The sequence below is a fragment of the Salmonella sp. HY31 genome (assembly GCF_042604575.1).
Classification (GTDB): domain Bacteria; phylum Pseudomonadota; class Gammaproteobacteria; order Enterobacterales; family Enterobacteriaceae; genus Salmonella; species Salmonella diarizonae.
Map to the genome: position 1 here is coordinate 2381054 of NZ_CP170479.1, position 12582 is coordinate 2393635.

The following is a 12582-nucleotide window of genomic DNA, read 5'->3' on the forward strand; positions in this document are numbered from 1 at the left end:
CGGGCATGGTTTTTCCGCCAGATCAGGTTATCAGGGCAATTAATTGCTCTCTGTCTACGTCGGTAATGTCCTGCGGATGCCGATATCCTGCGTTCTCATTGGCCAGGGTATACAGCGCAACAAGCCAGTCATAGACATAGCGGCTGGCGGCGTGAACGGGCTGTTCGTCAAGCTTTGTTAAACGCAACATTGTCGAACGCTGCGTTGCGGCGAAAATGGCTGCGCCTTTCTGAACGCGGCTGGCCGGGCGTTGGGCCTCCTCGATATTTGTGTATCCAAGCCAGGCGATGAAGTTACCGATGATGGCATGGAGCTGAGCACCGCTCACCTCCTCACGCTGCATGGTTTTCTGTAACTGCAGAGGTAAGCCGAGACGATAGCTGGCGGTAATTAAAATATCCGCCACGGCGTTGAGCATCTGCGGTTCCAGTCCCAGACGCTGCGCATTATCCTGGCAGCGGGCCCACTGGCGCAGATGATTGATCCACATTTTGTGCGCCTGATAGCCCGTTTCGTGACCTTCTGACGCTGAAGCGCGCGTTGGTTCGTCGGCAAAGAGATCGATCGCGTCATTAAATAAACCGCTGACCTGTTCTTCTCGCGACTGTCGGATGCGCAGCAACGCGTCGAAATTCTGTATCGGTGGTAACAGCCCGGCCAGCAGGTCACCATGTCTGGCGGCCTGGGCCTGAAGACGCCGGATCACGGTTTCAACTGGTAGTCGCGCGTCATCAAACACCGGTAACAGATCGCGCACGCGGTCTCTCAGTTGTTCGCGTAACGCCTGTAAGCGCGCCTGTCGCTGTGGTGCCGATGTCGCCTGCGATAGCCATTCTACCAAACGCTGCATACTGTGTTTATCCAGTGCCTGCAACGTTCCCCAATGCACGCCAGGTTTACCCATCAATTGCTGGACGGCTTCATCCAGATTTTGCTGGGTGGCAAAACGGGCATCCTGTGGAGTAATTGCCCAGACGACGCCAGGTAACGCTGATTCACGCTGCGGCTGAGTGGCGTTAACCCACTCCAGTAAGTGACGGGCGGTGGTGGACGTTTGTGAGCGGGATGCCAGAGCATTGCAGATCACCAGAACATCGGGCTGTACCTGCTGACGGTAATGGGCCAGCATCCAGCCTAATTTCGCCCGCCATAACGGATGAGGATGAATGCCTGGCGCGACCGGAATATCCAGTAAATCAACGTTATCCAGTACGCTATTTTCAACGGTTAGCACCAGTTCGCGGGTAAGCAGCGCCAGAGAATCAAGCGAAAGGCTGACCGCATTGAGCAATCGGCCCTCCTTAACCGGATGCACCACCACATCGCTTTGCGTATCGCTGGCGGTTAGCGCCATTTGCGTCAGGAAGTTTTCCGCCGGTAAGCCAAAATGATCGACCAACAGGCTGAGCGGCGCCGCCAGTTCCTCCGCATGACCTGTTTGTTGCAACATATGCGCCAGCGCCAGCCATTGCTGGGTGATCTCCGGCTGTTCTCCCCACAGTAATGCCCAGGCGTGCGCCCGTGTCGTGAGATCCACCGCAGGCAAGAGCGAGGCAAAGTGTTGCCATGTCGCATCATCAATATGTTGTCTGGCGGACGGGAGGCAAGAGCGCCAGAAACGCGCGATGGCGGCTACCTCTTCAGCGGTAACGCCGGGGACGGGCTGAGGTTGGCGAAGCGATTGCCATTTCTCCAGGCGTGAGGTGATAATGGATTTTTCTACCTGGCGACAAACGGAGGACGAGCTGGTCCAGGCAATAAAAAGCTGCACCAGTTCGGCTTCACTGATCAAGCGCAGGCGCAACGGCCAGCCACTCTCGTTTGAACAAACGTCGCGCGTAAAGCGAATAGCCATATTCGCTGGCGCATGACCCGGATTGATGTGGCTGAAATAATCATAGTTACGGTCCGGCGTGGTAATTTCCAGCTTGCCATTCTCGTTACCGCATAGCGTCGTTAACAGATATGCTTTTGCGGATTGCGCATACCCATACAGACCGACGCAGCCATGTGATGCGCAGGCGGCGTTGAGCGCTGACTCATCCGCTGCGGCGAGCGTAAGTTGCGCCAGCAGAGCGTCGGCTTCGTCATCCAGTCGCGTTGCGTAACGGCGCGTGTTGTTAACCCACTCGATAACAGCCTGGGTGGCGTTTAACGGTTTTGTCATTTCAGGTATACACTCCCGCTATCTATCCAGTAGTGGCTACCGCTGTGGCGGCGGTCAGCCAGCGTATTCAATTTTAATGTCAGCGCATCGGCGGCGATCGGCGTCCCGTCCTGGAGCCAGGCATCACTTAATGTGAACGATTCCGGGGCGCTATCTTTGCTACTGCCGCGTAATTTCAGTCGGACATTTAGTACGCCGTCGCCAGCGATGGTTTTCGCCAGTTCGGCGGAATTAATGCTCAGACAATAGAGTGGGGTCGCAGGCCAGCGGCTGTTAGCCAACTGACGAAAACCCAACGTCACGTTGCCGCGTAGCGGAAAATGCAGGCGAGCGTCCAGCGTTGCGCCGGGTTTATCCAGATCGATCTCGTGATACCAGATGTTTTCATCGCGAAGCGTATTGACGGTATTATCCAGTACGCCGAGATAACGCACGGTCGAATACGCGCCGATATCAGCGGCTTTAAAATTGAAACGCGGCAGACGTAAATCCAGCGCCAGGCTACACAACATCGCGCCCACTGCGGCAGTGGATTTTGGATTACCAATACGCCCTTGTTGACTGAAGGGATACCATTCATGTACCTGATACTTATCCATCCAGACAATGCGATTAACCGGCACCGGTTGTAAGTGCCGGATGAGCGCCTGCACGCCAGGTAAACAGGTCGGTCTCCCCGTCACCAGCAAGATATCGCAGTGGTAGTGGGAGATCGCTTCGCAGACCGCATGAAGCGGCGTTGTTAGCGTAAACTGGCCGGCCAGCAGCGCCTCCTGAAGCTGGCTAAACTGGATTTGCAACGGCACATTGAATACATCAAATGCCGGCGAACCAGACGGTAAGGCATGATCGATTGCCTGCTGGATATAGTTCATCACATTATTCGTTGGACGGCGGATCAGCAGGTCGCCAAATGTCGCATGTAAACCGGCAAACGGATCGTTAATGTCGCTTTGCTCCCAGGCGGAAAGTACCGCGTGGCCCAGCGGCATAAATAATTGCAGCGCCGTTTGCTGGCGCAAAATGGCCTGAGTATCAATTCGTCCCGAATCGCCAAATAAGGTCGCCAGCAGGGCGGCGGCATCCGTAACGCCTGCCCGTTGCAATGCCGTTTGCAGGGAAGGGAGTACGCAGCGCTGAATGATATCCAATAGCAGATCGTCCCCGGCGACTTTAAAACCTTCGCGGAACAGGAGATGAGGCGTAATTTTTACATTGGCCCCCACGCCGTCATCTAACTGATAGTGAACGATCGCCATATCCGTCGTGCCGCCGCCGATATCAATCGATGCCACGCGCAGCGCGCGTCCGGGTTCTACGCCGGGTTCAGGCTGGCGATCCGGTCTGGCCAGCGCGTTAAAAAAGGATTCGGTACGCCCGGCGTAATGCGAAATAGCTTCGTTATAAAGCCATACCAGTTGGCCACAACTTGCTTCGTCCCATTCCATCTGTATTTCTGGTACCGGAATCACGCTTTTTTCACGCTGCTTAGGCGTGGTGAAATCCTCATCCTGCGGATGCCAGCCCATGGCTTTCCAGACCAGCGCCAGCGCTTCAAACATTCTCTGGCGGAAAATTTCTCGCTCCTGTTTCGGCATGGCGGAAGGCAGCGTTAAAATTAGGGTACGTAGCTGGCGCGGCGAGGCGGGAAAGCCGAGTCGCAGCCGGGTGGCGACGCTGTTAATTTGCCCCAGCGCCTGAGCCAGAATTTCGCACAACATATGCGTCATCAAGGTGCTACGGCTGTATTGCGGCGAAAAAACCGGTAGTCTTTCTTCATGCGGCAGGCTGAATAGCGGCTGTCCGTCGTCGTTCATCAGATTCATCAGCGGAAACGCGGTGGCAAGCGGTTCGCGCTGCGTTTTACCGTGCATCTGGCTAAAACGCCAGTCTTGCAAGGCGGGGGTTTCATCCCACAGGTAGCGGCGCGGGCTGGAGATGCCGCTGCTGCCTTCGGTGCCCACACGCTGCATAGCAAGGGCGCGAGCCTCGTCGCCCACACGCACAATGGAAGGCCAGACAAAGGCGTCATCTCGTCCGCTTTCGACCGAAAAGTGTTGCTTGCCAAAGCGCGCTTCTGAGAATTCCACCCGGCTGGTAAATAAAGGATCGTTCAGATACTGCGGCTCGCTTAACGAACGCACCTGAAGCTCTGCCGTCTGGCGTAACCCGTCATTCGCATCGCCATGATCCTCGATCAATACGCCACAGGTATGCGTATTGCCGACATCCAGAATCAGATCGACCGGGATTGCGGGCGTGCTTAACGTATGTGTCACAAACTTCACTTCCGGCACCGTAAGCTGTTCGCCTAACAGCGTCAGTAAATTCAACCAGTGCGCCTGATACTCAAAGCTACGCAGCGCTTGTTGAATGGCCTGTTCCGAACGGTTTTCTACCTGTGAGGCATACTGAAGAAACGACTCGCGCAACCAGCCGTCAATCCATGTCTGGTCAAGAAAATCGGCAACTTCTTCATCGCGCCAGGCGAGCGCAAAACGTGTGCCATTGAGCAGATCGTTTTCGCAAGGCGCCAACGCCGGAGGCATATTTTTTGCCAGTTGACTGTCGAAGGCGAGGGTGATCCGGTGTGTGTTTCCGGCGCTATCTGGCTCGCTGAGTTTACGTACCTGAATGCGCGCCCAGTTATCCGGCCCGTCAATAAAGGTACGCGGCGGATTAAAACGCAGAAATGGTAGGGGAAGCCAGATCCCATCGAGTACGTCCAGAGAATAGTGCAGCGTCTGAGTACTTTCCGGTTTCACGACTTCAGGTTGGCCGCCAGCACGTCCTGGCAATGTGTAGCGCCCGCTGGTCAGATCAAAATCGAGGCGCAGTAGCGGACCGTTTGCCGTTTTGCGCACAAAACGTCCGTAGTGGGCCGACTCTTGCGGCGTTAAGCCAAAATCAAGAAACTGGACGCCGCTGTTTGCAATGAGCGTGACGCTCTGTTTGTAATCACACAGATTGACCAACATAAAATCAGGTACCTATCTTTTTAAACGTCAACGGAATTGCCGTGTGGTCGCCATAACGGGCGGTACAGGTTGCGACGTCATTGACGCCCGCTTTACAGGTAATTTCCGGCATCGGATAACGTGAGCCGTCGGTGCAGCGCGCATTGCCGCGGCTTTTAATCATCAGCTCGCCCGTTTGATGCAGACCAGAGAAAATCTCCGCCCGACAAACCACGTTATCGCCATGTACTACGCGCGCGATACCTTTGTTATTTTGGATCTGGTAACGCAGAGAGGGCGGCTTGCCGGTAATCGGATCTTTGACATCCACACTGACCCGCCAGTTACCGTTTAAAAAGCGCGTGGTTCCAAGCTTCATCTGCGTATTGTCCATCACCAGTGCGTCTTTGGGGATAGCGGCAATGATAACAGGCGCTTCCGGCAGCGGCGCCGCTTTGGGGGCGGGCGTCACATCAGCACGATGCAGCGGCAAATGAGCGGTTAATTCAGGCAATGGGGTAACGTTAGTTTTCGCGATAGCGACAGGCGCGACGCGAGCAGGAGAGGAACCGTCAACGGATGAGGATTGCCAGAAAAAGGGCGTGGCGACGATGGCGATCACCACGGCAGCGACAGGTAAGCTCCACAGCGGTAGACGGCGAGATCTTTTCGCCTCAGCGACCGGAATGGAAGTGGCCGGCTGCGGTTCGCTGGCGATAACTTGCGGCGCAACAGGTTCTTCCGGCATTTTCGGCGGCTCAATGATAGACGTTAACAAAGGTTCATCCGCCTGACTAAATGCCGCCTCTACAAGCGGTTTTTCTTCAGGTTCCGGTTCCGGCTCGACCAGAGGGATGTCAGGGATCGCCTCGGTTATCCGCAGGCAGTCCAGTACATCATCGCGTGTATTTTCGTTGAGATTAACGAATCCCCAGAAGGTGATAACCGGTTTGCCGTTAACCAGGAAAACATGATTTTCGCCGGGAAATTGCGTCGCTTTTTCAAGTAGCGACCCAAATAGCTGAAGCGCGGTTTTACCGGATTGCAGGCTTTTTCGACTGAGAGCAGCCGCGCTTTCAAAAGTGCTGGCTAAATAACGTAATGCCCGAAAACGTGTCTCTTCGTCAGCCGCTTTCCACGCTATCGCCTGACCTTCAATCGGCGAATACCAGTCAACCCGATCGCCATTATCGTTAAGTTGCGGAATCGCCAGACAGTCAACCATCGCCTGCTGTTTACGCAGACGAAGCGTTTCACGAATTTGCAATGCTGATTCAAATACGGCCTGACCACCGCCGCCCACGGCCTGATAGTCATCCAGATTGCCGCTGCGCAAGAGAGTTTTTGCCACGTTGTTATCCCTTAGACTTCTTCACGCATCTACTTTACGGGGTCTATACGCAAGCAAACGGCGGAAGAAAGGCAAAAAGGAGCGAATTCTCGGTCTATTAAGCCCCGTGTTTTCACTTGACGTAAGTTAAATCAGGCTGGCGGCGGCGAATTACCGCATCGGGCGACAATAACGCGTATAATAGGCGAATCATGCTGTTACAGAATAAAGAGTAGGAGAGCTTATGTCGCACCTGGAGGAAGTGAGCGCCCGCGTGGATGCCGCCATCGCAGAGAGCGTTATTGCCCATATGAATGAATTGCTGATTGCCCTGAGCGATGACGCTGAATTACGTCGCGAAGATCGTTATGCGCAGCAGCAGCGTTTACGCACGGCTATCGCGCATCATGGCAGGCAATATAAAGAAGATCGGGACGCGCGCCGCGAACAGCTCACCAAAGGCGGCACGATCCTGTAACCTATTAAAACTGGCGTTTCGCAATCAGCCATGCGCCAATGACCAGCAACAGTGCGCCAAACGCTGGCCCGACCATTGCGCGTAACGTGACGCCGTGGCTACGCGCGATATCCAGCGCCAGTCCGCCGATTAACTGGCTGGCGACCAGTACTGCGATTGTCGTCGCGGCACCGACGTTCTGATACCCGCTAATGCTGGCAAATACAAAAAATGACCCCAGCAGACCGGGGATCAATGTCCACCAGCGAACGCTGGCGAGTAGCTCGCCGAAGCCCGCAGCGCCTTGCTTAAACCACAATATCGTAACAAATAAAACGATCCCTACCAGCGAGTTCAACAGCATAGCGATCAGAATCGTCGATGATGTCTGCGTAATACGCACCATAATACTGTTTTGTACCACCAGCCCGACGCCGGCGGCGATCAAAAAGATCAGCGTCAGAGACTGGTTCATTCGCAGGCGTCCGGCGCGGCGCGTTCATCAAGCTGGAGCTGCATAAACGTGAGATCTAACCAACGGCCAAATTTTACGCCGACCTGCGGCATTTGCGCGGTGACGGTAAACCCCAGCGAATGATGCAGGCGTATTGAGGCCGCATTCTGCGACTCAATGCCGGCCACCATCACGTGCTTGCCGCAGCGTCGGGCTTCGTCGATCAGTCTGCTGAGCAGTTTTCGCCCCAGTCCTTTCCCCTGGTGCGCCGGATGAACATAAACCGAGTGCTCGACGGTATAGCGAAAACCGTCGAAACTGCGCCAGTCGCCAAATGATGCATAGCCAGTCACCACGCCATTTTCTTCGCTTACCAGCACCGGATAGCCCGGTAATTGACGGGCCTCATACCAGGCAAGGCGATTATCCGTATCGACCGTCCGATCGTTCCAGATGGCCGCAGTATGTAATACCGCATGGTTATAGATTTCGGTAATCGCGGCGCAGTCTGCTTTATCGGCAAAGCGTATCGTCATAGGAACTCCAGGGAATGTTCACGATAGTGTTAGAAATACTATTGAAGGCGGCATAAATCAACGGATTAGCGCAAGAATTCACGTTGGGCGAGGGGCTGAGGCAGTCGTTCATAAAAGCGCACAGCGGCGAAAGGCGCCTGATATCTGAGAGTGTTTAACTCCCTCAGATAGCGAATGTTCGACTATTATTGATGGATTATGCCAGGCATGAGGAGAATAGAATGAAGCAACACACCAACCGAAATCGTCGTTGGGTTTTGGCCTCGCGCCCCCACGGCGCGCCGCAGATGGATAACTTCCGCCTCGAAGAAGATGACGTCGCGACGCCCGGTGAAGGGCAGGTACTATTGCGTACCGTTTTTTTATCGCTCGACCCTTATATGCGCGGCCGCATGAGCGATGAACCTTCTTATGCGCCGCCTGTTGAACCTGGCTGCGTTATGGTTGGCGGTACGGTCAGTCGCGTTGTCGCGTCGAACCATCCTGATTACCGACCAGATGAATGGGTGTTGAGTTACAATGGCTGGCAGGATTATGACATTTCAGATGGCAATGGGCTGATAAAGCTGGGTGATAATCCGCAACATCCTTCCTGGTCGTTGGGAATTTTAGGAATGCCGGGGTTTACCGCCTATATGGGGTTACTGGATATCGGTCAGCCGAAAGAGGGCGAAACGCTGGTTGTCGCAGCCGCCACCGGCCCCGTAGGCGCAACGGTTGGGCAAATTGGCAAGCTGAAGGGCTGCCGGGTCGTGGGTATTGCCGGCGGCGCGGAAAAATGCCGTCATGCGACGGAACTTTTGGGGTTTGATCTGTGCCTTGATCATCACGCTGATGATTTCCCGCAACAGCTTGCGCAGGCCTGCCCGCAGGGAATCGATATCTATTATGAGAATGTTGGTGGTAAAGTCTTTGACGCCGTCTTACCGCTACTGAATACTTCGGCGCGGATTCCACTCTGCGGTCTGGTTAGCGGCTACAATGCGACAGCGTTGCCGGACGGTCCAGACAGACTGCCTCTGCTGATGGCGACGTTACTCAAAAAGCGTATCCGCCTACAAGGATTTATCATCAACCAGGATTATGGTCACCGGATACATGAGTTTCAGCAAGAAATGGGACGTTGGATCAAAGAAGGAAAAATGCATTATCGGGAGCAGATTACCGATGGGCTGGAGAAGGCGCCAGAAGCGTTTATGGGGCTGCTGGCGGGGAAGAACTTTGGCAAAGTTGTGATACGCTTAGCGGACGATACGTAAAGAAAAAATGGCGGCATTATGTCGCCATAAAAATGTGCAAATTTTAAAATTCCGGCTTTACTTATATATTCATCATACAGGTCGCGGTGAGGCAGTTTATCTCCTTCAGCAGCCTGAATCGGTCAAAAATCTCGATACGTGAGGGGAGGACGGAGATAAAACGGTTGCCATAAAGAAACCTGTATTGTTGTAAAAGATGAGAATATCACGCAAGTAAATTATCACTTTTATTTGGCCGTTCAGGTCTGGATTATCTTTTTTACAATTAAGTTCCGAAACTTCTTTGGGACTCAATTGCGATGTTGTTCTGCCAAGAGGTGAAGGAAGGAAAATGCCGGGTACGGAAAAAACACAACATATAAGCCTGACCACACAGGTTGAAAATGGGTTAAAGCATCAATTGTCTATTGGCGCATTAAAGCCAGGCGCAAGGCTTATCACTAAAAATATCGCTCAAGAGTTAGGTGTAAGTATTACGCCGGTGCGTGAGGCCCTGTTAAGGTTGGTCTCTTCCAGTGCTTTGGCCGTGGCGCCAGCACAGGCGTTTATGGTGCCGGAGATCTCGCTGGAACGTTTGCTGGAAATTAATACGATTCGTACTGCCCTGGAGGAGATGACGGTGGTAGCTGCTGCGGGTAAGATTACCCCAGATCGCGAGCAGACTCTGAATGCGTTATTAGAGGAATTTCAACAGGCGCTGGAAAGTGGGGCTATGGAGAAAATTCTTTTGGCCAACCGCGCATTCCGCTTTGAGATCTATCACTACGCGGATATGCCAACACTATATGCCATGATCGAGCAATTATGGGTATGTCTGGGGCCAAGTCTGCATTTTTTATATGATAATTTTAAACTTGATGATTATCAAAATGGCGTTAATCTGTACAGGAAATTGCTTAATGCATTAGTGGCCGGTGATAAAGAAGCCAGCCGCCACTGTTTACAGGACGTTTTGCAACAAAACATAGCGACGATTAAAAATCAGTACGTCATGTAACTATGACTTATCAATAGCGGGGGCTCCCCCGCTATTGCCGGATGTTTATTCAAATCGCCATGCCAGATTAATCCCCACGCCATAGTTACGCCCTGGCGCTGGCTCATAATACCGGCCATTAGATTCATTAACGATCACCGAACCGATATATTCTTTATCAAATAGATTATCTACCCGCCCAAAAATATCGACGGTAAGCTGACTGTAATTAAATTTATACCCTGTATTCAGTCCAACAACGGTATAAGAAGGGGCTTTTGCGGTATTTTCATCATCGACCATGATATCGCCCATATACCGAACGTCAGTTCCGGCGTACCAACCCTCATCCGGGATAAAGCCTAATGAGGCGAATCCCATATTACGGGCGATGCCAGGCATCCTGTTTCCATCACAGTTTTGCCCCTGACAAACGTTACTGCGATAGGTCGCATCCAGCCAGGTCCACGATGCTTTCACACGCCAGTCGCCGGCGAAGCGCTGGTCCAACGCGAGTTCTGCGCCCTGGCGGCGAGTTTTACCCGCGTTTTTGTAGGTAGTGCGTCCCCCCATACTGCTGGCGACGACAATTTCATCATCGGTATCGGTTTAAAATAACGCAGCGGTCAACAAGCCATTACCAATCCGCGTCTTACTGCCGACTTCCACCGTATCATTTGTCGACGGTTTGAGGTCAAAGTTGAACCCGCTTTGGCCGTCAGCGCGATAAGAAAGCTCATTGATAGTGGGGGTTTCAAATCCGCGACCGGCAGCAAGATAGAGATTCCAGGCATCGGTTAACGCATATTTTAGCGATCCGGCGGGTAACCATTGATGATAGCTGGCGTCGCCGCTGTCATCGCCATTGCCGGGCGCGATATAGTGATCGTTAGAATCGAACCACACGGAACTGTAGCGCACGCCAGCATCCAGCGAGAGTTTTTGCGTAAGCTGCCACTGGGTTTGCAGATAAGGATCGACATTCCACATCAGGTTACGCTCATCCCGCCGTAAATCGCCTTTATGCCCAAACTCAGGGGTGCCGTTGTTGAGGCGGAAGTTATTGTAACCCTTTCGGTTTTCGCTCATGTTTTCATAATTTAATCCGCCAGTGAAGGTGACCGGTACACCTAATTCTCCACGATGGGTCCAGCGGGAATCAATGCCCTGATAGTGGCGTTGCAGTGTAATCACGCCGCCAGCCTGGGCCGGTTTTAGCTGTGCCACCAGGGGAATAGACTGGTATTGCGTGGTTTCCCGCTCTCCGGCGTAGGCCATCACGCTGATATCATCCTGCGCGCTGAGCTGACGTTCATAACGCAATCCAGCCTGAGTTTGTTTGATAGTTTTACGCGTATTGTACTGTTCAGCGCGCGGCGCCTGTTGCGGATCGGCTTTCCATTCAGATTCGGTGAGTCCGCCGGGATCGTCCGCCTTAATGTCCACACTATTAAAAATCAGCGAGAGTTTACTGGCATCGTCAAGGCGCACGCCCAGTTTGGCATTAGCCAGATTTTTTCGCGCGCCGCTATGATCGCGGTAGCCGTGGGTGGTGAAACGGGTAGTCGATACCGTGTAATCCACGTCGCCAGGCTGTGTGCCGTCGCCCATCGCGCCCGTGGCTTTTAGCCCATAGCGCCAGCTTCCATAACTGCCGTAGTAGCTGCTGGCCTCAAGGGTGGGCGGCTGTCTCCCGGTTTCAGTGGTTACATTTATCACGCCGCCGGAAGCATTGCCGTATAACGCTGAGAAGGGGCCGCGTAACACTTCAACGTCTTGTATGCTGTTAATATCAATATTCGAAATCTGGCCTTGTCCATCCGGCATGGTGGCGGGGATGCCATCAACATACAGACGAATGCCGCGCACGCCAAAGGCGGAACGCGAGCCAAATCCACGGATAGAGATTTGCAGATCCTGCGCGTAGTTTTGCCGGTTTTGCATCTGCAATCCCGGGACGCTGGTTAAAGACTCAGATAAATTGACGCGCGGCCTCGCCAGACGCATATCTTCCCCCTCAATGACGCTAACGGCGGCGGGTGTATCCAGTTCGGATACGGTTTGCGGCGTTGCGGTGACTATCATGGTTTGTTCATTGGGTGCGCTGGCGGCCTGAAGGACCGGGGAAAAGGTCAGGGGAAATAAGAGGGCGGGATAAAGTCGCTGTCTAACGGAAATAATTTTCATGAAAATGCCGGGTAAATGTAAGCGTATCAACGGAAAACGTGACATTAAGGGTAGCCAATATGTAAAGTTTTGAAATTTTAATCGCACATTAAGTTAAGAAAATGTGCGGTATTTAAGGGCTAAAACGCTCGCAGGCGAGGAAAAGCTCCACTTTCTGATGAATAATGATTATTATTCTCAACTTATAATAAGTGCGGAACGAAGATTCCGTACAGTGAAGTAGTGTGAAGCAGCTATATAAGTTTTTATCAAAGGGAGT

Annotated in this window: 8 protein-coding genes and 1 pseudogene; 3 read left to right on the forward strand and 6 right to left on the reverse strand. The window is 53.1% G+C overall.

What is annotated here, in order from left to right:
* Nucleotides 1–22: 22 nt before the first annotated feature.
* From srfC to srfA, 3 genes are read right to left on the reverse strand one after another with little or no spacing between them, the layout of a single operon-like run.
* Entirely contained in the window at nt 23–2167 is a 2145-nt protein-coding gene (srfC, locus tag ACE15A_RS11320) for a virulence-associated effector SrfC (protein ID WP_053509714.1), read from the reverse strand.
* Nucleotides 2164–5145 (reverse strand): virulence factor SrfB, encoded by a 2982-nt coding sequence (locus tag ACE15A_RS11325; protein WP_053509712.1) that lies wholly within the window; start codon nt 5143–5145, stop codon nt 2164–2166. The genes srfC and ACE15A_RS11325 overlap by 4 nt, the downstream gene beginning before the upstream one ends.
* Before the next feature lie 4 nt (nt 5146–5149).
* The gene (srfA, locus tag ACE15A_RS11330) at nt 5150–6475 is read right to left on the reverse strand and encodes a virulence-associated effector SrfA (protein WP_053509710.1); all 1326 of its coding nucleotides are present in this window, start codon (nt 6473–6475) and stop codon (nt 5150–5152) included.
* A 223-nt stretch (nt 6476–6698) separates the two neighbouring features.
* Between srfA and ACE15A_RS11335 the strand changes: the two genes are divergently transcribed.
* A complete protein-coding gene (locus ACE15A_RS11335; RefSeq protein WP_000018717.1) occupies nt 6699–6932 on the forward strand; it encodes a YdcY family protein in 234 nt (77 codons plus the stop codon).
* A gap of 4 nt (nt 6933–6936) precedes the next feature.
* On the opposite strand, the gene ACE15A_RS11340 is transcribed toward ACE15A_RS11335, so the two are convergent.
* Together ACE15A_RS11340 and mddA are read right to left on the reverse strand one after the other, a co-directional pair.
* The gene (locus tag ACE15A_RS11340) at nt 6937–7386 is read right to left on the reverse strand and encodes a DMT family transporter (RefSeq protein WP_023249410.1); all 450 of its coding nucleotides are present in this window, start codon (nt 7384–7386) and stop codon (nt 6937–6939) included.
* The gene (gene mddA, locus ACE15A_RS11345; protein WP_023249409.1) at nt 7383–7901 is read right to left on the reverse strand and encodes an L-methionine sulfoximine/L-methionine sulfone acetyltransferase; all 519 of its coding nucleotides are present in this window, start codon (nt 7899–7901) and stop codon (nt 7383–7385) included. Before mddA ends, ACE15A_RS11340 begins: the two co-directional genes overlap by 4 nt.
* A gap of 221 nt (nt 7902–8122) precedes the next feature.
* On the opposite strand from mddA, the gene ACE15A_RS11350 reads away from it, so the two are divergent.
* Nucleotides 8123–9160: an NADP-dependent oxidoreductase gene (locus tag ACE15A_RS11350; RefSeq protein WP_053509709.1), complete on the forward strand. Its 1038-nt coding sequence runs from the start codon at nt 8123–8125 to the stop codon at nt 9158–9160.
* Between the two features lie 331 nt (nt 9161–9491).
* Nucleotides 9492–10157: a colanic acid/biofilm transcriptional regulator McbR gene (gene mcbR, locus ACE15A_RS11355; RefSeq protein ID WP_129382425.1), complete on the forward strand. Its 666-nt coding sequence runs from the start codon at nt 9492–9494 to the stop codon at nt 10155–10157.
* A 45-nt stretch (nt 10158–10202) separates the two neighbouring features.
* On the opposite strand, the pseudogene pqqU reads toward mcbR, so the two are convergent.
* Nucleotides 10203–12323 (reverse strand): annotated as a pseudogene (gene pqqU / locus ACE15A_RS11360) (TonB-dependent receptor PqqU).
* Nucleotides 12324–12582 lie beyond the last annotated feature (259 nt).